The organism is Paraburkholderia sp. (assembly GCF_028283785.1).
GTDB lineage: Bacteria > Pseudomonadota > Gammaproteobacteria > Burkholderiales > Burkholderiaceae > Paraburkholderia.
On record NZ_JAPWKB010000005.1, the window covers coordinates 545706 to 570961 of the forward strand.

Here is a 25256-nt window from a genome sequence, read left to right on the forward strand (position 1 = left end):
TCTGATTCGTGCGCTCATTGAGAAGACACATGTACCCGATCAGAAAATTGATCTATGCGGCACACACCGCTTCGCCTACGCTTCGTGCCCGGTTGGAAGCCTGCAACTGGGACGTCGAATACATGCAGCCGACGCTCGCGCGCAAGGGCGCGCTGCAATCGCGGCCGGCTTGCGCAGGCGTGCTCGATTTTTCGACGTTCGTGCTGCCGCAACATCTGCGCACGCTCGAAGAGTTTCTGTCGGGTTCGCAGGTCGGTTGGGTGGCGATCGTCAGCATCGGACAGACTGACGACCCGCATGTGCGACGCCTGATCCGCGACTACTGCTTCGACTACGTGACGCTGCCGGTCTCCGACGATCGCATCGTCGATGCCGTCGGTCATGCGTATGGCATGGTGTCGCTCGGCGAGCCGAACGCGACGCGCGCACCGGCATCGTCCGATGCGCATGGCGAAGGCGAAATCATCGGTTCGTGCGAAGCGATGCTTGCGCTGTTCCGCTCGATCCGCAAGGTTGCGACCACCGACGCGCCGGTCTTCGTCTCGGGCGAATCGGGCACCGGGAAAGAGTTGACGGCGCAGGCCATTCACGCACGTTCGCCGCGACGCAACCAGCCGTTCGTGCCGATCAACTGCGGCGCAATTCCGCCGCACCTGTTGCAATCCGAACTGTTCGGTTATGAACGCGGTGCGTTCACGGGCGCGAATCAACGCAAGATCGGTCGCGTCGAATCGGCCAATGGCGGCACGCTGTTTCTCGATGAAATCGGTGACCTGCCGCTCGAAAGTCAGGCGAGCTTGCTGCGCTTTTTGCAGGAAGGTCAGGTCGAGCGACTCGGCGGTCATACGACGACGCCGGTCGATGTGCGCATCATCTCCGCGACGCACGTCGATATGCATTCGGCGATGCTCGAAGGTCGTTTCCGTGCCGACCTGTATCACCGTTTATGCGTACTGCAACTCGACGAGCCACCTTTGCGCGCACGCGGCAAGGACATCGAACTGCTCGCGCATCACACACTCGAACGCTTCAAGAAAGATGCGGGACGTAGCTTGCGCGGCTTCTCGCCGGATGCGATTGCGGCTCTGCATAACTACAGCTGGCCGGGCAACGTTCGCGAGTTGATCAACCGCGTGCGTCGCGCGATCGTGATGTCGGAAGGACGCGCGATCAGCGCACGCGATCTCGACCTTGCGGGCTATGTCGAGATCGAGCCGGTGTCGCTTGCGCAGGCACGTGGCGCAGCCGAACGTCACGCGATCGAACTCGCGTTGCTACGGCATCGTGGACGCCTCGGCGACACGGCACAGGAACTCGGCATTTCACGCGTCACGTTGTACCGTTTGTTGACCACGCACGGCCTTCGTGCGCCAGCGGAATCCGAAGACTCCGCTGCGGCTGTCGCCCTCGTCTGACCATTCGATCGCGCAGTGTGGCGTAGCCCACATTGCGCGATACCGCGCAGCGATTAAAGTTTCGCCTGCGTTTCGGTACTCCTCCCCTGAAGTCGATTTTCGCTACGCGATTCGCGACGCTCGATTCGCGATGCGCGTGCTTCGCGACGTGTGTGTTTCGCGATCTGCGTTTGATACGCGTTGTTTGATGCGCGTTGTTCGATGCGCGTCTCGCGATGCGTCGTGCGTCGTGCGTGCAATACGCGTGTGTCGTTCGATGTCGATGCATGCGTCGTGGTCACGTCGTTGTTGTCCCTGCTCGTTCCGTCCGTTCCCATTTGCCCTGTTGCGTTCGTTACCGCCGATACGTGGTTGAACCAGCATGTTTCAATCGTCGTACCTGGACGCATCACGATGATGTCCGGCTGCGTGATTCCCGCATGCTTAAGATGCTGATGTTGATTGAAGCGAGTTTTCTTTCACACACATAACGCACCTCACGAAATACGATCTGTACTTCGAAGCATATGAAGAAAGCCTTCGCTATCGAATGAAAAACTTGGGGAAATCCCTCAGGTGCAATGCATGTCGATGCGCTATTGCATCGACTCGACCTGTTGTTTTGAAGTCACCATAAAAATTCAAAAACACGCTAAGAGCCCATAAAAATAGTCATTTTTTTGAATATTTTTTTTGTCACGTTTAATTCGTGATCCGAATTTAATGGACGCAAATTCCGAATCACGTGATCGGCAGGTGATTTTTTACCCGTTTTTACAGGCTCTCTCTGCTGATTAACCCTTGAATCAGCTTGCCAAACTTCTGATGAGTGGGGTAACGAACGGTAATCACTTGCGTCGTTGCATAACCTGCGTTCAAGCAAATACCGTGATGGCCTGTGGACTTCCCCATTCGCCGCAAAACGGAAATTGCCTAGCTATTTCAGCAATTGAAAATAGATAGTTAGGAGAACAATGTGAAACAGAATCGCAAAGATCGGACAAATGGACCGCGTAGGGCAGTGTTGGCAGTTGCCGTAGGTTTGTGCGCAACGGCAGCTTGGGCTCAACCGAACTTGAACACACCCGACGGCGCATTCTCTGCGCAGCCGACCCCCACCACGAGCAGCGCAATGCTGCCGGAGATTCTGGTACTGGCTCAGTCGGCTGTCGGCGACTGTCCTTCGGCCGGTTCACTTGGCTGTCTTGGCGATGCTGGCGGCTCGGGCAGAAACGCAACCGGCGCAGCGAATTCACAAAGCGGCGTATCCACCCCACCCTCGAATGGCTCGTCCGGCGCAGGCGGCGCGATCAGCACGCCTGGCGGCTCGAACGGTGGCACGGGCAGCGGCGCGTCCGGTGGCGACGGAAGCGGCACCGGTGGCGCGGGCGCGGGTGGGAACACTGGCGCTGGTGACAGCGGCGGTGGCGGTAATAGCGGTGGTGGTAATAGCGGTGGTGGTAATAGCGGTGGTGGTAATAGCGGTGGTGGTAATAGCGGCGGCGGTAATAGCGGCGGCGGTGGTAGCAACGGCGGCGGTGGTAGCAACGGCGGTGGTGGTAGCAACGGCGGTGGTGGTAGCAACGGCGGCGGTGGCGACAACGGCGGCGGCGGTAACAACGGCGGCGGCGGTAACAACGGCGGTGGTGGCGACAACGGCGGCGGCGGTAACAACGGCGGTGGTGGCGACAACGGCGGCGGCGGTCATGGCGGTCACGGTGGCGGCTCGGGCGGTCACAGCAGTGGCGGCTCTGGCGGTCACGGTGGTGGCTCGGGCGGTCACAGCGGCGGTGGCGAAGGCGGTCACGGTGGTGGCTCGGGCGGTCACAGCGGCGGCGGCGAAGGTGGTCACGGCGGTGGCTCGGGCGGTCACAGCGGCGGTGGCGAAGGTGGTCACGGCGGTGGCTCGGGCGGTCACAGCGGCGGTGGCGAAGGTGGTCACGGCGGTGGCTCGGGCGGTCACAGCGGCGGTGGCGAAGGTGGTCACGGTGGTGGCTCGGGCGGTCACAGCGGCGGCGGCGAAGGCGGTCACGGCGGTGGCTCGGGCGGTCACAGCGGTGGCGGCGAAGGCGGTCACGGCGGTGGCTCGGGCGGTCACAGCGGTGGCGGCGAAGGCGGTCATAGCGGTGGCGGTGAAGGCGGTCACAGCGGTGGCGGCGAAGGCGGCCACAGCGGTGGCGGCGAAGGTGGTCACAGCGGTGGCGGCGAAGGTGGTCATAGCGGTGGCGGTGAAGGCGGCCATAGCGGTGGCGGTGAAGGCGGTCACAGCGGTGGCGGCGAAGGTGGTCACAGCGGTGGCGGCGAAGGCGGCCACAGCGGTGGCGGCGAAGGCGGCCATAGCGGTGGCGGCCATAGCGGTGGCGGCGAAGGCGGTCACAGCGGTGGCGGTGAAGGCGGTCACAGCGGTGGCGGTGAAGGCGGTCACAGCGGTGGCGGTGAAGGCGGTCATAGCGGCGGTGGCGAAGGCGGTCACGGCGGTGGCTCGGGCGGTCATAGCGGCGGTGGCGAAGGCGGTCACGGTGGTGGCTCGGGCGGTCATAGCGGCGGTGGCGAAGGCGGTCACGGTGGTGGCTCGGGCGGTCACAGCGGCGGCGGCGAAGGCGGCCATAGCGGTGGCGGCGAAGGTGGTCACAGCGGTGGCGGCGAAGGTGGTCATAGCGGTGGCGGTGAAGGCGGCCATAGCGGTGGCGGTGAAGGCGGTCACAGCGGTGGCGGCGAAGGTGGTCACAGCGGTGGCGGCGAAGGCGGCCACAGCGGTGGCGGTGAAGGCGGCCATAGCAGCGGTGGCGAAGGCGGCCACAGCAGCGGGGGTGAAGGCGGTCACAGCAGCGGTGGCGAAGGCGGCCACAGCAGCGGCGGTGAAGGCGGTCACAGCAGCGGTGGCGGCGAAGGCGGCCATAGCAGCGGTGGCGAAGGCGGTCACAGCAGCGGTGGCGAAGGCGGTCACAGCAGCGGTGGCGAAGGCGGCCACAGCAGCGGTGGCGACGGTGGTCACAGCAGCGGTGGCGGTGAAGGCGGCCATAGCAGCGGTGGCGAAGGCGGCCATAGCAGCGGTGGCGAAGGCGGTCACAGCAGCGGTGGCGAAGGCGGTCACAGCAGCGGTGGCGGTGAAGGCGGCCATAGCAGCGGCGGCGAAGGCGGTCACAGCAGCAGTGGCGGTGAAGGCGGCCATAGCAGCGGCGGCGAAGGCGGTCACAGCAGCGGCGGCGAAGGCGGTCACAGCAGCGGCGGTGAAGGCGGTCACAGCAGCAGTGGCGAAGGCGGTCACAGCAGCGGCGGTGAAGGCGGCCATAGCAGTGGCGGCGAAGGTGGTCACAACAGCGGCGGCGAAGGCGGCCATAGCAGCGGCGGTGAAGGCGGTCACAGCAGCGGCGGTGAAGGCGGTCACAGCAGCAGTGGCGGCGAAGGTGGTCACAACAGCGGCGGCGAAGGCGGCCATAGCAGCGGCGGTGAAGGCGGTCACAGCAGCAGTGGCGAAGGCGGCCACAGCAGCGGCGGCTCCAGTGGTGGAACCGGCCACAGCGGCGGCGAAGGCGGCAAGAGCGGTGGCAGCAGCGGCTCCAACGGTGGAACTGGTCACGGTGGCGGTTCCGGAAGTGGAAGCGGCGGTGCTGGCAGTGGTGGCGGCCATGGCGGAGGCAGCGGTTCCGGCGGTAGTGGTGGCGGCTCCGGCGGCGGTAGCGGTGGCGGCTCCGGCGGCGGTAGCGGTGGCGGCTCCGGCGGCGGTAGCGGTGGCGGCTCCGGCGGCGGTAGCGGTGGCGGCTCCGGCGGCGGTAGTGGTGGCGGCTCCGGCGGCGGTAGTGGTGGCGGCTCCGGCGGCGGTAGTGGTGGCGGCTCCGGCGGCGGTAGTGGTGGCGGCTCCGGCGGTGGTAGCGGTGGCGGCTCCGGCGGCGGTAGCGGTGGCGGCTCCGGCGGTAGTGGTGGCGGCCATGGCGGCGGTAGCGGTGGCGGTAGCGGCGGTAGCGGTAGCGGCGGCGGCTCCGGTGGTGGTAGCGGTGGCGGCCATGGCGGTGGTAGCGGCGGCGGCTCCGGCGGCGGTAGCGGCGGCGGCTCCGGTGGTGGTAGCGGCGGCAGTTCCGGCGGTGGTAGCGGCGGCGGTTCCGGCGGCGGTAGCGGTGGCGGCTCCGGCGGTGGTAGCGGCGGCGGCTCCAGCGGTGGCGGCCATGGCAGCGGTGCTGGCTCTGGCGGCGGTGCTGGCTCTGGCAACGGCGCAGGTGCTGGCGGCGGCGCAGGTTCCGGCAACGGCGCAGGTGCAGGCAACGGCGCAGGCTCTGGAAACGGCGCAGGCGCAGGCAACGGCGGCAAGGGCGGCCCCGGCGGTCCTGGTGGCGGCTTCGGTGGCGGCTTCGGTGGTGGTAAGGGCGGCGGCTTCGGTGGTGGTAAGGGCGGCGGCTTCGGCGGCGGTCACGGCGGCGGTTACGGCTCGGGCGGTAACGGCGGCAGTGGCGGCGGTCACGGCGGCGGCAGCCACTAAACCACCCCGCAACGCGGCAAACCGATCGGTGGATGTATCGCCGACCGGGTATCAAATCACGGGATACGCGCCCTCACAAAACGCGTATCCCGTCGAATTGCCCACGCGGCAACCATCCAGCGCGGCGCTGACCAGACATGGCAGCGCCGCGTTGTCTTTTGCGGACGACAAAATGAACACTCAGGTAATAAGAACCGGCAGCGATTGTCGAACACCGCGACGGCGTTCGACGATCCGCATTGCGCGGACCGCTGCGTTCGCATGGAACGCCTCACCGACCTGACCTCAGGCGTAACCGGAAGCGGAACCAAAACCGAAACCGGACAACCCAAGCGAACCCGGAACCCGGAACCCGGAACCCGGAACCCGGAACCCGGAACCCGGAAACCGGAAACCGGAAACCGGAAACCGGAAACCGGAAACCGGAAACCGGAAACCGGAAACCGGAAACCAGGATACTAGAACCCCAAACCCCAACCCCGACAATCCCACGCCCGTCCGCGTGGACATCACCAAAACACCACCCTCACACGACCCGCATCGAAACCGATGCGTCCACCGTCACGCGGCCCGCCGTCCGATCACGGCCGTCCCGCATTCCTCGATCAGCGCGCGGAACGTCGTCGCGGTATGCACGGGATGCACCGTGTTCGCCGTGCCCGTCTCGGCATCGCGTGCGCCGGCGCCGTCCAACGCCTGTCCGCCGATACCCACCACGAGCGTCGCCGGCAACTGCCGGTCGCGAATCCGGCGCAGCAGATTGCGCAGATACGGCGGCGACTCCGATGCATCGAGCGACACCACGCACACCACCGACGCCTTCGCGAAATCCGCTTCGTCGGCGCCGCCGCTGCGCACGCGCTCATACGTCGTCGCGGTTGCGGCGATCGCCTGACGCGCCAGCAACTGCATCACGATCGACGCGGCGACCGCATCGAACGCGCCGCGCCCAGGCACGCACAACACCGCCGATGCAGCCGGCTCACCACTCGCAGCAGCACCCTTCCCGTCATCCACAGACGTAGAACCAGACACAGACACAGACGCCGACAACATCGACGACGACGCCCCAGCCGCGACCGCTTCCGCACGCGCCCTCGCCCGCGCCGCCGACTCTCCGTCCGCGCCCGATCTCGATGCCGCCTTGCTGCCCGCATCCGCAAACGCCGGTTCCGTCTCGGGCCCGACCGGCGGCTCGAACGGTGCGTGATGAACCGGCGCGGGCGGCGCCGTCACGATCTGCGCCGCCCCTGCCTCGGCGAGACGCCGGTCCGCGGCCCCTTCGACCGTTTCGAGGTTCTCGATGATATCGACCAGCGCTTCGTTGATCCGCGCCAGCTGCTCCGGCCCGAGCACGCCGCGCAGCGCATCGTTGCGCGCCAGCCGCAAGCCTTGCAGCACGACCTGATCGTAGTAATCGATCACCGGCATGTCGCTCAGCAGACGGTCCGCCTGCACGATCGCCTCGTGCGTGTCGTCGGCGAGAAGCCGCTGATAGAAATTCTGCGCGGGCGTCAACGCGGGTTGATCGCCGAGCAGCACGGTCAGAAAGTTCAGCCGGTCAGCGTAACGGCCAAGCGTGACGACGCACAGCGTCAGCGGCGTCGACAGCACCAGTCCGACCGGCCCCCAGAGCCAGCTCCAGAAAATCGCCGCGACCACCACCGCGAGCGGCGACAACCCCGAGCGGTGTCCGTACAGCAACGGCTCGACGACCTGCCCGGCAGCCACGTCGACGACCACGAACAGCACCAGCGTCCACACCGCCATCGTCCATTGCGGCTGGATCGCGGCCGCGAGAATCGTCGCGACCAGCGCGGCAATCCAGATGCCGATATACGGCACGAAACGCAGCAACGCCGCGATCACGCCGAACAGCAACGCGCCCGGCACGCCGATCACCGCGAGACCGATCGCGATCACGCCGCCCGTCGCGAGATTCACGCCCAGTTGCGCGACGAAATATCGGCTCAGGCGCACGGCTGCGTCGTTGATCGCGGTGGTCGTGCGATGCAGGTCGTGCGAGCCGAACAGACTGATCAGACGATCGCGCAGATCCTCGCGTTGCAACAGGATAAAGATGGTCACGACCAGCACGATAAAGGTCGTTTCGAGCGGGGCGACTGCGGGAGAGAACGCGCGTTGCGCGAGCTGCAGCGGCGTCGGCGCGGGTTCGTGCACTTCCACCGGCGTCGGTGCGGGGGGTGCGTTGCGCGCGGCGCGACCGGTCGGACGTGGCGCGGGACGCGACGGCGCAACCCGTTGCAAGGTCGCGGCGGCCCGGCTCATCAATATGTCGGCGCGACCGACGGTCTTTTCCTGGACCGTCTCGATCTTCCGTTCGATCGCCACCTGATACTGCGGCAAGTCACCGGCGAGCTGGATCATCTGCGCGCCGATCAGCATGCCCACGCCGAGCAACGCGGTCAGCGCAAAACCCACCGCGATAAAGATGGGCGGCAATTGCCCCATCTTCATCCGGCGCAACAGATTGACGAGCGGCGCGAGCAGAAAGCTCAGCAGCACCGACAGCGTGATCGGCACGAGCACCGCGCGACCGAAGTACAGGCCGCAGACCACCGCGATTCCGGTCACGACCGAAGCAAGTCCATGCAGGCCCGGCGTGCCTGGCGGATACACCCGATTCGGCCGCCCGTGAGGCGGCAACGAGATTTTCATCGTTATATAGATTCCGGTTGGCGGGCCCGTGGCGGCCGCGCTCGAAGAATGAGGACTGGCAATCGAGCGGCACAGCAATCCGCATGCCGCTCCCTGCCCTCGCTCATTGTCGCGCATTTGCCACGGGTCGCTCCACTTCCCCCCTTACAGGGAGACCGCCGGACCAGCCTGTTTCAGAGCATGTCTTACCGCCGGTTTTGCATCGCCGCCGCGTCATTGCGCGCGCCGGCGCGATGCATCAGGCCGGCCGCGACGTGCCGATTTCCACCGCCGCCTTCATCTCTTCCTTCACTTCCGGCGGACCGGCGAAGCGCGTGCGCACGCCGAGGCCGTACCAGAACACCGCCATCACGACGATCAGCGCGAGACTGATGTACAGCACTTTCTGGTTCGGCGGCTGGATGCCGACATACACCAGCACCGCGCCGCCGAGAATCGCCAGCGTCGCGATCGGCTTGGACCAGACACCGAGATTGAACGGTCCCTTGCGGAGCCACGTCTTGCCTTCGGCGTTCAGGCCCGCGGCAATCGGCATCACGTACGACACGTACAGGAACACCGCACATCCGGTCGACAGCACGGCGAACGCGTCGCCGTAAAGCGTCGCCGCGATGCTCAGCACGGCCGATACCCAGATCGCCGCGCCCGGCGTGCGATGCGTTTCGTTGACCTTCTTCAGCCAGTTCGATGCGGGCAAACCGCCGTCGCGCGCAAACGCGTACATCATCCGCGAGCACGACGTCAGGCACGCGAGGCCGCACAGATAGTTCGACAGGAAAATGCCGATACCGAGCGGCACGCGCAGCCATGTCGGCAAGGTGCCGAGCAACGCGCCGAAGAAGCCGCCGCCCGCCTTCACGCTGTCGCCGATGTCCGGCATCGCCAGCAGGAACGTGCAGACCATGATGTAGCCGAACAGCGCCGACCAGCCGACCGCGCGAAGCATGCCCTTCGGCACGTTGCGCGCGGCGTCGTGAGTCTCTTCCGACGTATGCGCCGACGCATCGAAGCCGGTGATCGTGTAGATCGTCAGCAGCAGGCCCGACAGGAACGCCGCGATCATCCCCTGCTTCGGCCACGCGCCGCCATCGACGCCGGTGAAGTTCGTGAATTGCACCAGACGCGAGAAATCGAACGGCGTCTTCGAAAAGCCGAGCAGCGAAATGGTCAGCAGCACCGCGATCGCGAAGATCAGATAACCGGACAGATCGGTCAGACGGGTCGTGACCTTGATGCCGCTATGGTTGAGCCACGCCTGACTCAACGTCACGGCAGCGATGAACGCCGTCTGATGCCAGAAGCCGAGACCGTCCGGATTGATGCCGAACAGCGGCGCGATCAGCGTCTTGAAGAACGGATCGTAGACGCCGAAATTCACCGACGCGACCACGAAGATCAGCCCGAGCAGGTTGAACCAGGCCGTCGCCCAGCCCCAGCCTTTATTGCCGAGAATCGAGCTCCAGTGGTACAGACCGCCCGCAGTCGGATACGACGACGCGATCTGCGCCATCGACGCCGCGACCACGATCGCGAACAGCGCGCCGACCGGCCAGCCCAGACCGATCGATGCGCCGCCCGCCGCGCTCAACGCCTGAGGAAACGCAGTGATGCCGCCGGCCAGAATACAGATGATCGAAAACGAAATCGCGAAGTTGGAGAAGCCGCTCATGCGACGCGCCAGTTCCTGCTTGTAACCCATGCTTTGCAGTAGCTTGGCGTCGTCGTGTTCCGGCACGCCTGGCGTGCCGGTTTTCAGACCTGGTTCCATGATGTTCCTCTCGCTCGGTGGACTGCAAAGGTTGACCAACGGATAAGAACGGCACTAACGAACTGCAGATACGGAGCCGCTTCAGGCCGGCTCGTCTTATTCGAATTTCGCCATCACATGACGCGCGCAGGTGTAGTCCTCGAGCGCGTAGACCGACATGTCCTTGCCGTAACCGGAGCGTTTCATCCCGCCGTGCGGCATTTCGCTAACCAGCATGAAGTGCGAATTGATCCACGTGCAGCCGTATTGCAGTTGCGACGCCACCTTGAATGCGCGGCTCACATCGCGGGTCCAGACCGAACTCGCCAGGCCGAAGTCGGAATCGTTGGCCCATGCGATCGCCTGATCCGTGTCGTCGAAACGCGTGACCGACACCACTGGTCCGAACACTTCGCGACGCACGATTTCATCGGTCTGCCGCGCGCCCGCGATCACCGTCGGTTCGTAGAAAAACCCGCGCGATCCGCTCGCCTTGCCGCCCGCCGTGACTTCGATATGAGACTGGCTCGCCGCGCGTTCGACGAAACTCGCGACGCGATTGCGTTGCCGCTCGGAGATCAGCGGCCCCATCTCGACGCCTTCCATGTGCTGCTCGCCGAAGCGGATCGTGCTGACCGCGCTCGATAGATCCGCGACCAGCTTGTCGTAAATGCGCGGCGCCGCGTACACGCGACATGCCGCCGTGCAATCCTGTCCCGCGTTGTAGTAACCGAACGTCCGCAAGCCTTCGACGACCTGTTCGAGATCCGCATCGTCGAACACGATCACGGGCGCCTTGCCGCCCAGTTCGAGATGCGTGCGCTTCACGCTGCGTGAAGCGGCTTCGAGAATCTTTTGCCCGGTCGATACGTCGCCGGTGATGGAAATCATTCGGACGTCGGGCTGCGAGATCAGCGGTGAGCCGACCGTGTCGCCGCGTCCGGTGACGATATTGATCACGCCTGCCGGGAAGATGCCGGCGATCAGTTCCGCGAGCTTCAACGTCGTCAACGGCGTCTGTTCCGACGGCTTCAATACGACCGTATTGCCTGCCGCGACGGCGGGCGCGAGCTTCCACGCAGCCATCATCAACGGATAGTTCCACGGCGCGATCGATGCCACCACGCCGAGCGGGTCGCGCCGGATCATGCTGGTATAACCCGGCAAATATTCGCCTGCAAGCTGCCCGTGCTGCGTGCGGCACGCGCCCGCAAAAAAGCGGAACACGTCGGCGACGGCGGGGATTTCGTCGTTGAGCGCGGCCAGATACGGCTTGCCGCAATTCAGCGATTCGAGCCGCGCGAATTCCGCCGCGCGCGATTCGATCGCGTCCGCGAGTTTCAGCAGCAGCGTCGCGCGATCTTTCGGGACGGTCTTCGCCCACGACGGAAACGCGCGGCTCGCAGCTTCGACAGCCATCTGCACCTGCTCGACGGATGCTTCGGCGACACGCGCGATCGGTTCGCCCGTGGCGGGATTCAGCACGTCTTCCACATCGCCCTGTCCCGCGATGAATTCGCCGCCAATCAGCAGGCGCGTTTGCACGGTGTGCTCCATCGGTCTCTCCCAGGTTCTGTTGTCTGTCGATGCATCGGCGGATACATGCCGACGTCGTACCGATTCTAGGGTTGTGATTTTTTTGACCGCTAGTGCGGATCGCAGATACGAGCTATCGGCAAAGCAGAACGCTCCGCGTGCCACCGGTTCCGTTACGCATGCATGCGCCGGTTGCCAGTCGACAAACGCCTTTCAGCCCGCGTCGCACGCGACTCCACAGCGTCTGTTTTCGGAAAAACAGAACGCATCGAGAGAACTATCGTGAAACTAGATTGAAGATTTTGCGTGACCGCGCGTGTGTTCGCGCGCGACGACGAGGAAGTTCTGCGCGGTCTCCGATTGCGTCAGTCCGCGCCGCCACGCGATGCCGATATCGACCTTCGGCATGTCTTCCATGATGTGGCGGACTTCGAGCCGGTCGCCGTCGAGCGACCACGGGCGGTAGAGCACGTCGGGCAGGATCGCGAGTCCCGCGCCGGTGGCGACCAGGCTGCGCACCGCTTCGACCGACGCGGTGCGCATCGCGACGTTCGGCCGGAGCCCGGCCGCGCGCCAGTAAGCGGTGGTGGCGTCTTCGAGTTCGTCGGCCTTCAGCATGATCATCGATTCGTCGGCGATCTCGCGCAGCGAGATGCTGCCCAGTCCGCGCAATGCGTGATTCGCGGGCAGCCACAAACGCCACGCGGCCGTCACCAGCGATTCGACTTCGAGCGCCTGGGTGTTTTCGACATTCGACACGATCAACACCGCGACATCGAGTTCGCCGTTGACGAGCAGATGCTCGATATACGCGCGCTGGTCTTCGATCACGTTGACCTGGACTTTGGGAAACACGCGACGGTAGTGATCGAGCAGATACGGCAGGAAGTAGCCCGTCATCATCGTCGTCACGCCGATGTTCAGGCGTCCGCTGACGGTATCGGGCCGCGACGACATCGCCTGCTGTGCGTTGCGCACGGCGGCGAGAATCTGATGGGCGTGACGCAGGAACTGGTGTCCCGCGTGGGTCAGCACCATGCCGCGTGCGTGGCGCACGAACAGTTGCGCGCCGACTTCGGTTTCGAGTCCCTTGATTGCGTCGGTGATCACCGATTGCGAAATGTTCAGCGATTGGGTCGCGCCGGTAATCGACTCGGCTTCGGCGACGGCCAGAAAATAGCGGACGCTACGGAGGGACAGGGACATGGACGTCGATGGGATCGGCGGAGCTATCCACTATAGCGGAGTGGCCGCGCGTCAAAATTGGCCGTCGGCGTCGGCGCGGATCATCTGGCCGTGACGCAGCACGGTGAACGCGTCGTCCGGCATACCGGCCGCGCGTGTCGCGTCGAGCAGCAGTCGCGGCGGTTCGTCGAGCGGTTCATCGGCCAGTTCGAACGTTCCCCAGTGAATCCCGATGGCTTTTCTCGCGTGGACGTCCTTGTAGATCTGCACCGCTTCGGCGGGATCGACGTGTTGCGCATGCATGAACCAGCGCGGCGCGTACGCGCCGATCGGGATCAGCGCGAGATCGAAACTGCCGAAGCGCGCGCCGATCTGTGCGAAGTCTTTCGAGTAGCCGGTATCGCCCGCGAAGTAGAACGAAAACGGATGCGGCGCTTGCGCGGCCGTCTTGACGACCCAGCCGCCCCACAGCGTTTCCGCGCGATCGGTGAGGCTGCGTGCGGACCAGTGCTGGCTCGGCACGAACCAGATATCGAGGCCGTTGGCGTGGGTTTCGTCCCACCAGTCGAGTTCCTGCACATTGACGATGCCTTTGCGTTCCATCCAGAGCTTCACGCCGAGCGGCACGAGGAACAGCGGCGGGCCGCCTTGCTGCCGGTTCAGGGCTTCGACGCTGGCGGTATCCAGGTGATCGTAGTGATTGTGCGAGATCAGCACGACATCGATATGCGGCAATTCGGGAATCGTCAAACCCGGCGGCACCTTGCGTTGCGGGCCGATAAACGAAAACGGCGACGCGCGTTTCGAGAACACCGGATCGGTAAGGATATTGACGCCGTTGACCTGAAGCAGCGCGCTTGCGTGGCCGATCCACGTCAACGTATCGACGCTGCGGTTGGTCTTGAGGAACGCGATATCCGGATGATCGATGGGGAAGCGATAGCCGTTTTCAGGCGGCTTCGGCAGACCGTGGATCAGGCGTTCCCAGCGCCATTTGAGCAGCGATTCGTGGGGCAGTTGCGCGTAGTTGTTCTCGAAGCCATCGGGCGTGTGACGCGCGTGATGATATGGCTCGACCGACGCCGCCGGCTCTTGCGCCGCCGATGTTACGGCGCCGGACGCGCCCGCCAGCACGAGCGCGGCACAGGATGCGCGGATCGCGCTGAGCGTGGAACGGCGGACGGGACCACGAGGCGGACGGAGCACGGGCATCGGCGGGTTGTCAGTGAGGGCAACCCGGCAAGCGTAGCGGAATATTGGGGACGGCGTGGTGGGGGTGGGGTTGCCGGTGCCGGCGGCTTCAGGCTTTTGCCATCGAGAACGCCAGCAAGCGGTCGATCAGTGCTTCTTCCATCGCCATTTGCTGCGCTTCGGACGCCTGTCGATAGCGGGTGCGCGGGCTTTTGACCGCCGCCGTGTACGGCGCGCCGATCGGGCGGAGGACGTCGTCGGAGACGTATTCGAGCGCATGCATCAGTTCCGCTTCGGACATGCGAAGCAGGTCGTCGAGACGGTCGCGGGCGGTTGGCTCCGGCGACGGGCCTAGCTCTTCGCGGAGCGCCTGGGCCAGGCGGTCGGCGAGGCGGGATGTGTCGCTGGGTAGCGCGGTTTGGGTGGACATCTTGGGGTTTCCATTTCAATTACGTGGGGGGAGTTTGCTGTTTTTTTTGAGTGAGGTATCTGGGGAATAGGCGGGGGGAATGGGGGTAATTCTTTTTGGTTTCTGGTTTTTCTTTTTGGGGGATTTTTGGGGGACAGGGTATGGGGGGGTGGCCTGGCGGCGGCCGGGCGTAGGCCTGGCGTAGGCCGGGTGCGGGCCGGCCGGAGGTCGGGCGCTGCGGGCCGAGGTGCTGTAAAATTCTGGTTTTCCCTGGGTGGGAGTGGGGTTCGGTTTGGTTCGGTTGTCGGGGTTGGTCGGTTTTGCAGTGGCTTGGGTTGCGTTGGTTGTCCCGGTTTCGCGCCGGTTTGCCTGGATCGTCCCTGTGCGGGACCGCACCTACTTTTCTTTGCTCGCGCAAAGAAAAGTAGGCAAAAGAAAGCGCGTTTACCTCGCGCTTCGTAGCGAGTGGCGTCTAGTATTTTTCGTGTAGTGGACCGCGCACGTTTTGAGTTGCCGGTCCGTTTTTCTCGGTGGTCCGCGCCCGCACATCCCGCCCGCTTCGCGGCGGTAGCCTGCTTCAAAAACCCATTTTCGCCACGTCATTCGCCCGCTTTTTCGACGGTTCCGGCGTTGGCTAAAAGCCCGGTTTGCACAGCATCCGCCTGTCCTTAGGACGGTTCCGGCGTCGGCTCACAGCCCGGTTTGCGCCACACCATTCGCCCACCTTCCCGATGGTTTCGTCGTTTCGCGTAGCTGGGAATTTTGCGCGCGAGAACCACCCTACGCATGCCAGGAAAATGGGTTTTGTGACGGACGAAGTGGAGCGCACGAAGAGCGCCAAGAGAAAAAGACGGGGCTGTGCCCAACGGCTGTCGCGGAGCGAACAGCCGGAACGAATGACTGCCTTGTCACCAGGTTAAGCGGTGCGACAACTCAAATCGTGCGCGGTCCACTACCCGTTAGTCAGTAGACGCCACTCGCTACGGAGTGTCGGTGTAAACGCGCTTTCTTTTGCCTACTTTTCTTTGCGCGAGCAAAGAAAAGCAACTGTATTGAACGTCAAGCGGCAATGGGATTCCAGGGTGCGGAATCGCGCACCATGGCATTGAGCATGACGAGCAGACGGCGCATGCAGGCGGTGATGGCGACCTTGAAGGGTTTGCCGGCGGCGAGCAGGCGCGTGTTCAGCGCCTTGATGGTGGCGTTCCACCGCTGGCCGCTGATGCAGGCCATGTAGAGGACGCGTCGCACGGCGATGCGCCCGCCCGCGATACGGCGTTTGCCCTTGCGTGCGCCGCTGTCGCAATTGAACGGCGCGAGTCCGGCGAGCGAAGCGATTTCGCGGTTATCGAGCGAGCCCAGTTCGGGCAGAAATGCGAGCAGCGTGGCGGAGATGGTCGGGCCGACACCGGGCACGGAGCGCAGCAGGGCCTCCTTGTCCTGCCAGGCGGGACAGGCGCGCACGAAGGCGCCGATATCGAGGTCAGCGATATGGACCTGCTGGCTGAGCCACTTGATGTTCTCGCGCAGACTGGGGCGCGTGGCGGGATGGGCGCGTCGCAGGCGCGCTACCTCGGCATTGAGCATCTCGAGCAGTTGCAGGCGTCGCAGCAGCAAGGCCTGCAACTGCTGGGTGTGCCCGTCGGTGAGGGGGCGCACAGGCGGCTTGACGGCCTGGGCGTAGCGGGCGATGAGCAGCGAGTCGATCCGGTCGGTCTTGGCGCGCTGGCCGGTGGCGTGGGCAAAGGCGCGAACGTTGCGGGGATTGACTGCGACGGCGGGCAGGCCGGCCATCAGCATGGCGGACAGGACGGCGAGTTCGAGCTTGCCGGTGGCTTCCATGACGATCAGGGCGGGGTCGAGCGTGAGCATGCGCGCGACGAGTTCGTCGATGGCGTGGGGCTGGTTATCGACGCGGAAGGTTTCAGCGGTTTCGAGGACGGCGATATCGAGGAACTTGCCACTGACATCGATACCGACGTGGAAGGTAGAAGACGTGTTTTGCATAGTCATCGCGGCACCCATACTTGCGTGAATTCGAGCTTTGAGCTCAGTCAACTGTTCGGGTTCAGGGGATGAAAGAGGCAGCCGTTCCAGGCTTTTCTACGGGTTCGAAGACCCTGTAGGCGAAACGAACTGACTGCCTCTGTGACGAAGACTGATCAGGTCAGCGCCACGTCCTCAATATACAAGTAGGTGCGGTCCCGCACAGGGACGATCCAGGCAAACCAGCGTGAAAACGGGACCAAAACGGGACCAAAACGGAACCAACGCAACGAAGACAAACCAGGCAAACCACAGCAAAACCCCAACACCACCCACAAAACCAAAGCGCCGCAGGCCCCATGATGCCCAACCTCTCCTCACTCCGTTCCAACACCCTCGCGGGGCTCACCTCGTCGTTCGCACTCGTCCCCGAATGCATCGCGTTCGCGCTCGTCGCGCACGTCAACCCGCTGATGGGCCTCTACGGCGCGTTCATCATCTGCACGATCACCGCGCTATTCGGCGGTCGTCCGGCGATGATCTCGGGTGCGGCGGGCTCGATGGCGGTCGTCATCGTCGCGCTGGTGGTTCAGCATGGTCCGCAATATCTGCTCGCGACGGTCGCGCTGAGCGGCCTCATCATGGTCCTGTTCGGCGCACTCAAACTCGGCAAGCTGATTCGCATGGTCCCGCATCCGGTCATGCTCGGCTTCGTCAACGGCCTCGCGATCATCATCGCCATGGCGCAGCTCGAACACTTCAAGCAAACCACCGCAACCGGCACCGAATGGCTGCACGGCACGCCGCTGCTCGTCATGTCCGCACTCGCTGCACTGACGATGCTGATCGTCTACGTGCTACCGCGCTTCACGCGCGCCGTGCCGCCGGCACTGGTGGCGATTCTCGGCGTCGGCGTACTCGCGCAATGCCTGCATCTGCCCACGCGCACGCTCGGCGATATGGCGCATATCGCGGGCGGTCTGCCCACCTTCGCGTTTCCGGCTGTGCCGTTCACGCTCGAAACGCTTCACATCGTCTTTCCGTACGCCGTATTGATGGCGATCGTCGGCTTGCTCGAAACGCTGCTGACCTTCAACCTGACCGACGACATCACCGAAACCCAAGGTCAGCCGAATCGCGAATGCGTCGCGCTCGGCGTCGCGAACGTCGTGTCGAGCCTGTTCGGCGGCATGGGCGGCTGCGCGATGATCGGCCAGACCATGATCAACCTCAGCTCGGGCGGACGCTCGCGCGTGTCCGGCGTCGTCAGCGGCGTGATGATCCTGCTGTTCATCCTGTTCCTGTCGCCGCTGATCGAACGCATTCCGCTCGCGGCGCTGGTCGGCGTGATGTTCGTCGTCGCGCAACAAACCTTCGCATGGGGTTCGTTGCGCGTGCTCGGCAAGGTGCCGCGCAACGATGCGCTCGTGATCGTCGCGGTAACGGTCATCACCGTGTTCTCGGATCTCGCGATCGCCGTGTTGTGCGGCATCGTGATCGCCGCATTGAACTTCGCGTGGCAGCACGCGCATGAAATCCACGCGGATGTCGATTCGGATCACGCCGACGATAAAACCTACGCGCCGCGCGGCACGCTGTTCTTTGCATCCACGACGCGCTTTCATGGCCTGTTCGATCCGTCGCAAGACCCGGCGCGCGTCACCCTCGATTGCCGCCATCTGCATCTCGCCGATCACTCGGCGATCGCCGCGATCGAAGGTCTCTATCAACGCTATGCAAAAGCCGGCAAACAGTTGCATTTCAAGAACCTGTCGGACCGTAACGCCCGTTTACTGAAACGCGTCGGCTTCGATACCGCTGGCGCGCAATAGTCATCTGTCGGATCGCGCAACGCGCGATCCGATGCTGTCTGAAACACTCGCAGAAAACCGCCCCGCCTCCAACATTCCGATTGTTCGTTCGATCCGGCGAATCAATTCGCGCTGAGCCGCTTTATCCCATCGTCGTAGCCGCATACTCTGACCGTCATTCGCAGCGCACAAGACACACCGCGCTGATTGACCGGGCGACACGACCGTGTGGCCGTCAATGCGATAGATCACATCTCAAAGGAACTGAAATGAGCAAGCTCACAGGAAAAGTTGCGGTCGTGACGGGCGCATCGAAGGGCATTGGCGCGGCAATCGCACGTTCGCTGGCGGCCGAAGGCGCGTCGGTGGTGGTGAACTACGCATCGAGCCAGGCAGGCGCGGACGCGGTCGTCGCGGACATCACCAAAGCGGGCGGCAAGGCGATCGCCGTACGCGGCGACGTGTCGAAGGCCGCCGATGCGCAAGGCATCATCGCCAGCGCGGTCGAGAGCTTCGGAAGCTTGGATATTCTCGTGAACAACTCGGGCATCTACGAATTCGGCGCGATCGAAGACATCACGGAAGAACATTTCCATAAGCAGTTCAACGTGAACGTGCTCGGTGTTCTGCTGACGACTCAGGCTGCGGTCAAACACATGAGCGCGGGCGCGAGCATCGTCAACGTCAGCTCGGTGGTAAGCCGTATCACGCCGCCTGCGAGCGCCGTCTATAGCGGCACCAAGGGCGCTGTCGATGCAGTGACGAGCGCGTTGGCCAAAGAGCTCGGCTCGCGTCAGATTCGTGTCAACGCGGTGAATCCGGGCATGATCGAAACCGAAGGTACGCACACGGCGGGCATCATCGGTTCCGACCTCGCCGCAGGCGTCCTCGCTCAAACGCCGCTGGGTCGCCTCGGCCAACCGGACGATATCGCAGCCGTCGTGACCTTCCTCGCTTCCGACGATTCGCGCTGGCTAACGGGTGAACATCTGATCGCGAGCGGCGGCGTCCGCTAAGACTCACGCAAGATCCGCAATACCCGCAACACCTGCAACACGCTCGACAGAAGCCCGTCGCGATCGCTCGCGACGGGCTTTTTCCATGCACGGTGTCACCCACACCAAAGTCATACCGCACGAGCGACGCGCCAGCCATTTCCCGCGACAGGCGCGCAAATTGCTCCGGCAAGGCATGACCTCACATTCCACTTCGCTAGACGTCGATGTCGCGATCATCGGCGCAGGTACATCCGGCATGGCCGCCTATCGGGCGGCACGCGCGCAAGGCGCTCACGCGATTCTTCTCGACCCCGGACCGCTCGGCACGACCTGCGCGCGCGTCGGTTGTATGCCGTCCAAGCTGCTGCTCGCCGCCGCTCACACGCTTCACGATGCGCGTCAGTTAAAAGAACGCGGAGTCGAAGGGACATCGCAGCTCGCAGCGAACTGGCATCACGTGCTCGAATATGTTCGCAAAGAGCGTGACCATTTCGTTTCCGGCGTGCTGAAAGCGCTTTCCGCATTCCCTAAAGACGCGTTGATCGAAGCCCGCGCGACGTTCGCGGAATTCTCGGCCCACGCGCAACCCGCGTCGCAGACGACCCGCCACACACTGCTCACCGACGACAACCGCCAGATCCATGCGCGCAGCGTCGTCATCGCCACCGGCGCGACACCCGCGATGCCGGAGCAATTCCGCGTCTTCGGCGACTGCGCATTCACCAGCGACGCGTTATTCGAACTCGACACGCTGCCCGCGCGTCTTGCCGTATTCGGCGCGGGCCCGATCGCGCTGGAGTTGGGCCAGGGACTCGCGCGCCTCGGCGTACAGGTGTTCATGTTCGGCAAGGACAACGATGTCGGCGGCCTTGACGACGTCACGGTGCGCGACACGCTCGCGGACTGTCTGTCGAAGGAGTTTTACTTCGATCCCGATGCGACGATCGACGGCATGTCGCTCGACAACGGCGTCCCGACCATTGCATTCCGGACACCCGACGGCACGCCACGTCGCGAATCGTTCGATGCCGTCCTCGTCGCGACGGGCCGCAAGCCGGATCTCAAGCCGCTCGCCCTCGAACACGCAAAGATCGAACTCGACGACACCGGCACGCCGCGCTTCGATCCGTCGTCGATGCAATGCGGCGACAGCGGGATTTTCATCGCAGGCGATTGCGACGGCTCGCGTCCGTGGCTGTCCGACGCCAACGACGAAGGCAAGATCGCCGGCGACAACGCCGCACGTTTCGCCGCAGGCGACGAGATCGTCCACGTCGAACGCAAAGTGCCGTTCGCCGTGGTGTTCTGCGAACCGCAGGTCGCGATGATCGGCGCGCGCTACAGCGAACTCGGTTCGCAAACCATCGTCACCGGCACCGTGTCGTTCGCGGATCAGGGACGCAGTCGCGTCAAGGGACAGCCGCACGGTCTGTTGCACGTTTACGTCGACGCATCCGATGGCCGTCTGCTCGGCGCGGAGTTATGCAGCCCCGACGCCGAACACCTCGGCCACCTGCTCGCGTGGAGCGTGCAACTCGGACTGACCGTGGACGTGATGCTCGGCTTGCCGTTCTATCACCCGGTCGTCGAGGAAGGCTTGCGCACCGCGCTGAGAGACGCAAACCGGAAACGCCACGCGATGCGCGGCGAATCGTCGGACACGTTGTCCGACGCGGCCGGTTGCTGAATCGAGGTCCGTGGTTTCCACACATTCGGCCCTCAATTTTCGTGTTGCAATGCGTCATCCAGACGCCTATAACCATCTCATGGGATGGTTATAGGATGGTTTCCGGAGGCCGCCGGGCTTTCCGGATTTGCAAGGACGCATAGCATGAGCACATTGAAACTGGTGGACCCGTCGCGGCCGAAAGGCGGCGAGACCGAAAAAATCACGATCAATCTCGGCCCGATCGATCTGGGCCAGATCGATCTGCTGGTCGAGGAAGGGTTTTATTCGAACCGCACCGATCTGATCCGCACCGCGATCCGCAATCAGCTCGCGGTCCACGCGCAGGTCGTCACGGAGACGGTGACGCGGCGCGAGATGGTGCTTGGACTGCAACACTTTTCGCGGCACGATCTGGAAGCCGTCGCTGCGGCCCACGAGCAACTCGATATTCACGTGCTCGGCCTCGCCAGCATCGCGCCGGACGTGCCGCCCGAACTGGCGGCGGCGACCATCGCGTCGGTGTCGGTGCTGGGCGCCTTTCACGCGCCGGCCGCCGTCAAGGCCGCGCTGGCGGGCCGTATCCGCTGAGCCATCGCCGATACCGTCTGCCGAACGATCCGCTGCACGACTGTCGGGCGCACGACGCGCCGCGACGCCTCGCCTCCACTTCTGAACAGGCAGCACACACCATGAACGAAGACTTTTTGCGCTCGATGAAGCACGCGTTCGACCTGTTGCGCACGCAAGGTCCGCGCGAAGCGACCGCCGAAGTGCAACGCGCGCTGCACGGCGCATCGCCGAAACCCGTTGAGCCCGACGCCGCGCACGACTCGGCGTCGCCGCATGTGGCCGGGCATCATCTCGGCGCGAAGCTGCGCGAGTGGCTCGATCACGCGTCCGCCCGCACCGGCTCGTCGCCCGGAGCAGGCACCGCACACGCCCGCACCGCCGACGCGACCGCCCCCGGAGGCACCTTCAGCACGCATGCGTTTTCGAACGCGGCGGGACAGCGCGGCTACAAGCTCTATGTGCCCACGTCGTACGACGAAACCGGCGCGCCGCTGCCGCTCGTGGTGATGCTGCACGGCTGCACCCAGAACGCCGACGATTTCGCCGCAGGCACGCGGATGAACGCGCTGGCGGAACAGCATCGGTTGATCGTCGTCTATCCGAACCAGGCGCAATCGGCGAATCCGTCGAAATGCTGGAACTGGTTCAAACCGGGCGACCAGCATCGCGACGGCGGCGAGCCCGCCGTGATCGCCGGAATCACGCGCGAAGTGATGGGCCTGTACCGGATCGATCCCGCCCGCGTGTATGTGGCGGGCTTGTCGGCGGGTGGAGCGATGGCCGCGGTCATGCTCGATACCTGGCCCGATCTCTACGCAGCGGCGGGCGTCCATTCGGGCTTGCCGGTGGGCAGCGCATCCGATCTACCGTCGGCACTGGCTGCGATGAAGGGCGGCAAACGCGCGCGACCGGCGACGCACCACCGCGCGTCGCGACCGGTCATCGTGTTTCACGGCGACGCCGACGCGACCGTCCATCCATCGAACGGCAGCGCGCTGGTGCAAGCTTTCGACGCCGCGCCGCACCCAGCCACCGAAGCGCCGCAAGTCGACGCGCCCGGCGGCGGCACCGTCCGGCGCGGCAGCACGGTCAAACGGCTACGCACCGCCGACGGCGTCGATGCCGAATACTGGCTGATCCACGGCGCGGGCCACGCGTGGGCAGGCGGCAGCCCGTCAGGTTCGTACACCGATCCCGACGGCCCCGACGCCAGCGAGGCGATGCTGCACTTCTTCCTGTCGCATCCGAAACGCTGAGCAAAGCCCGAACCGTATGGCTGTCCGTCGTTGTCGCCAGCGGAACAGTCCGTCAACCCATCCCGCTTGCATTCTGTATCACTTGCCATATAATCCGTTCTGTATCACTTGATACAGAACCTCTGGGCATGGGCCCGGAACGGAGCGGATCATGGCAAGACCCCGTGCATTCGACGAGCAGGACGTGCTCGAAGCCGCTGGCCAGGCATTCTGGTCGCGCGGTTACGAGGGCACGTCCACGCGCGATCTGGTGAAGGCAACCGGCCTGTCGCAGCCAAGCCTGTACAACGCGTTCGGCGACAAGCGCGGTCTGTTCCACGCGGCGCTCGAACGCTATCTCGACCAGACGGCGCGCGAGCGCATCACGCGCATCGAAACCGCATTGCCGCCTGCGCAGGCGTTGTCGTCGTATCTCGGCGAGATCGTCGAACTGTCGCTTGCCGATCCGCAAAAGCGCGGCTGCCTGCTCGTCAACGCGACGCTCGAAATCACGCCCGACCACGCCGAATTCCGCGAAACGGTCGCCGGTTCGTTCACGATGATCCGAGACTTTTTCGTGCGATGCCTGAGCGCCGCGCAGCAAGCCGGCGACATCGCACCGACGATTCCCGTCGAAGACGCCGCCACGCATCTGCTGGCCACAATGCTCGGCACGCGCGTGCTCGCGCGTCTCGATCCGGGCCGCGCAGTGTTGACGGCGGCGCTCGGTTCCGCGCTCGCGCTGCTCGGTCTGCCGCCGCTATCCGCGCAATCCACACTATCCGCGCCGCCCGACACCGCCGCGCCAGCGGTTGCCGATTCCGGCTAGCGCGCCGCCGCACGTCATCGCTCCAATGCATTCCAAACCGGTACACGTTACGTACCGGGCTCGAACACGTCTGATAGACCCGAAGTCCACTCTGCGCCGCGATGCGGCGCGCTTCGCCCCGAGGAACGCATCATGTCATCCGATTCAACCGCCCTTCCGACTCATCGCGCGCCGTCGCTCGATGCCCGCCTTCTTTACGCAACGCTCGCCGGCATGTGCGGCAGCCTTGTCGCGATCGGTCTGGCGCGCTTCGCGTACACGCCACTGATTCCGTCGCTGATTCAGGCGCACTGGTTCACGTCGTCGCAAGCGGTCACGCTCGGCGCGGCCAACTTCGCCGGCTATCTGATCGGCGCGCTGCTCGGCCGTCCGCTCGCGGCCAGACTGACGAACCGCACCGCGTTGCGACTGCTGATGGTGGTCGTCACCGCCGCGTTTTTCGCGTGTTCGGTGCCGGTCTCGGTCGCGTGGTTCTTCGGCTGGCGGCTGCTGTCCGGCATTTCCGGCGGCGCGATCATGGTGCTGGTCGCCACGTCGATCCTGCCGCACATTCCCGTCGCGCGACGCGGCTTCGTCAGCGGCATGATCTTTCTGGGTCTCGGACTGGGCATTGCCGCATCCGGCACGCTGATTCCGGAGTTGCTGCAATTCGGTCTGCATGACACGTGGATCGGACTCGGCGTGGTTGCGCTCGTCCTGACCGCGCTCACGTGGTTCGGCTGGCCCGCGAACAATCCGCCGGTGCCGACGACTGCGCCCGCCGCCGATCCGCAATCTGCCGCGCAATCGACGACGCATACCGCCGCGCATCACGCTCACGTCGCGCATCTCGCGAAGCAGCAACGGCTGACGATGCGCGTGCTCTACGCGCAATACGCGGCGAATGCGCTCGGACTCGTTCCCGCGATGGTGTTGCTGGTCGATTACGTGGCGCGCGGTCTGGATCGCGGCGCGGTGACGGGCGCGCATTACTGGGTGCTGTACGGCGCCGCGGCGATTATCGGACCGGTGCTGTGCGGCAATATCGCGGACCGGACCGGTTATGCGACAGCCTACCGGATCGGTCTGGCCTTGCAGGCGCTGGCGGTCGCCACGCTCGCGCTGTCGGGCAATGCGGTGCTGATCGGCGTCGCGACCGTGGTGCTGGGGATCTTCACGCCGGGCATCGTCACGCTGGTGCTTGGCCGGATCCAGGAACTGGTGCCGCACGATCATCACGAGCAACGTGCATCGTGGAGTCGCGCCACCACCGCATTCGCGCTGTTTCAGGCGCTCGGCGGCTACGGATACTCGTACCTGTTCTCGCATTCGCACAACGACTACGCGTTGATCTTCCTGTGCGGCGCGACTGCGCTGACGATCGCGTTCGTCGCCGATCTGATCGTGCGACGGGTCGGCAAGCCGCAGACGGCGCGCGCCGAACTGGCTACCTGATAAATCAGAAAACTGGTCATTTCAGAACGCCACTCGGAGGCCTAATCTGTGTGTTGTCGCGCGCTGTTGCGCACACCACCCGACATCACACAGATAGCCAAGGAGTACA

Annotated in this window: 16 protein-coding genes; 9 read left to right on the top strand and 7 right to left on the bottom strand. The window is 64.5% G+C overall.

Features of this window, described 5'->3' with window-relative positions; genetic code table 11:
- Positions 1 to 29: 29 nt before the first annotated feature.
- Positions 30 to 1415 carry a sigma-54 dependent transcriptional regulator gene (locus tag PW947_RS06475; protein WP_299630235.1) on the top strand — a complete coding sequence of 462 codons (1386 nt, stop codon included), beginning with the start codon at positions 30 to 32 and terminating at the stop codon, positions 1413 to 1415.
- Positions 1416 to 2752: 1337 nt separating this feature from the next.
- Positions 2753 to 6151: a hypothetical protein gene (locus tag PW947_RS06480; protein ID WP_299630236.1), complete on the top strand. Its 3399-nt coding sequence runs from the start codon at positions 2753 to 2755 to the stop codon at positions 6149 to 6151.
- Positions 6152 to 6429: 278 nt separating this feature from the next.
- On the opposite strand, the gene PW947_RS06485 is transcribed toward PW947_RS06480, so the two are convergent.
- The 7 genes from PW947_RS06485 to PW947_RS06515 all read right to left on the bottom strand — a co-directional run bounded on the left by PW947_RS06485 (position 6430) and on the right by PW947_RS06515 (position 16622).
- Entirely contained in the window at positions 6430 to 8547 is a 2118-nt protein-coding gene (locus PW947_RS06485; protein WP_299630237.1) for an AI-2E family transporter, read from the bottom strand.
- A gap of 238 nt (positions 8548 to 8785) precedes the next feature.
- Positions 8786 to 10246 (bottom strand): amino acid permease, encoded by a 1461-nt coding sequence (locus PW947_RS06490; RefSeq protein WP_299630611.1) that lies wholly within the window; start codon positions 10244 to 10246, stop codon positions 8786 to 8788.
- 165 nt (positions 10247 to 10411) lie between these two features.
- Positions 10412 to 11827, bottom strand: a complete 1416-nt coding sequence (locus PW947_RS06495; protein WP_299630613.1) for a gamma-aminobutyraldehyde dehydrogenase — start codon at positions 11825 to 11827, stop codon at positions 10412 to 10414.
- Positions 11828 to 12118: 291 nt separating this feature from the next.
- Positions 12119 to 13036: a LysR family transcriptional regulator gene (locus PW947_RS06500; RefSeq protein WP_299630238.1), complete on the bottom strand. Its 918-nt coding sequence runs from the start codon at positions 13034 to 13036 to the stop codon at positions 12119 to 12121.
- 51 nt (positions 13037 to 13087) lie between these two features.
- On the bottom strand, positions 13088 to 14227 hold the full coding sequence (locus PW947_RS06505; RefSeq protein ID WP_299630240.1) for an MBL fold metallo-hydrolase: 1140 nt from the start codon (positions 14225 to 14227) through the stop codon (positions 13088 to 13090).
- An 88-nt stretch (positions 14228 to 14315) separates the two neighbouring features.
- Positions 14316 to 14636, bottom strand: a complete 321-nt coding sequence (locus PW947_RS06510; protein WP_299630241.1) for a hypothetical protein — start codon at positions 14634 to 14636, stop codon at positions 14316 to 14318.
- Positions 14637 to 15674: 1038 nt separating this feature from the next.
- Positions 15675 to 16622 carry an IS110 family transposase gene (locus PW947_RS06515; RefSeq protein ID WP_299630243.1) on the bottom strand — a complete coding sequence of 316 codons (948 nt, stop codon included), beginning with the start codon at positions 16620 to 16622 and terminating at the stop codon, positions 15675 to 15677.
- 338 nt (positions 16623 to 16960) lie between these two features.
- Here PW947_RS06515 and PW947_RS06520 point away from each other — a divergent pair, with 338 nt between their 5' ends.
- The 7 genes from PW947_RS06520 (at position 16961) to PW947_RS06550 (ending at position 25147) form a co-directional block, all read left to right on the top strand.
- Complete coding sequence (locus tag PW947_RS06520) at positions 16961 to 18433, top strand: SulP family inorganic anion transporter (protein WP_299630244.1); 1473 nt, start codon at positions 16961 to 16963, stop codon at positions 18431 to 18433.
- 248 nt (positions 18434 to 18681) lie between these two features.
- A complete protein-coding gene (locus PW947_RS06525; RefSeq protein WP_299630246.1) occupies positions 18682 to 19428 on the top strand; it encodes a glucose 1-dehydrogenase in 747 nt (248 codons plus the stop codon).
- A gap of 175 nt (positions 19429 to 19603) precedes the next feature.
- Entirely contained in the window at positions 19604 to 21097 is a 1494-nt protein-coding gene (locus PW947_RS06530; protein WP_299630247.1) for a dihydrolipoyl dehydrogenase, read from the top strand.
- Between the two features lie 144 nt (positions 21098 to 21241).
- A complete protein-coding gene (locus PW947_RS06535; RefSeq protein ID WP_299630248.1) occupies positions 21242 to 21667 on the top strand; it encodes a CopG family transcriptional regulator in 426 nt (141 codons plus the stop codon).
- Positions 21668 to 21768: 101 nt separating this feature from the next.
- On the top strand, positions 21769 to 22905 hold the full coding sequence (locus tag PW947_RS06540) for a PHB depolymerase family esterase (protein WP_299630250.1): 1137 nt from the start codon (positions 21769 to 21771) through the stop codon (positions 22903 to 22905).
- Positions 22906 to 23056: 151 nt separating this feature from the next.
- Positions 23057 to 23713 (top strand): TetR/AcrR family transcriptional regulator, encoded by a 657-nt coding sequence (locus PW947_RS06545; protein ID WP_299630251.1) that lies wholly within the window; start codon positions 23057 to 23059, stop codon positions 23711 to 23713.
- A gap of 132 nt (positions 23714 to 23845) precedes the next feature.
- The gene (locus tag PW947_RS06550) at positions 23846 to 25147 is read left to right on the top strand and encodes a YbfB/YjiJ family MFS transporter (RefSeq protein WP_299630253.1); all 1302 of its coding nucleotides are present in this window, start codon (positions 23846 to 23848) and stop codon (positions 25145 to 25147) included.
- Positions 25148 to 25256 lie beyond the last annotated feature (109 nt).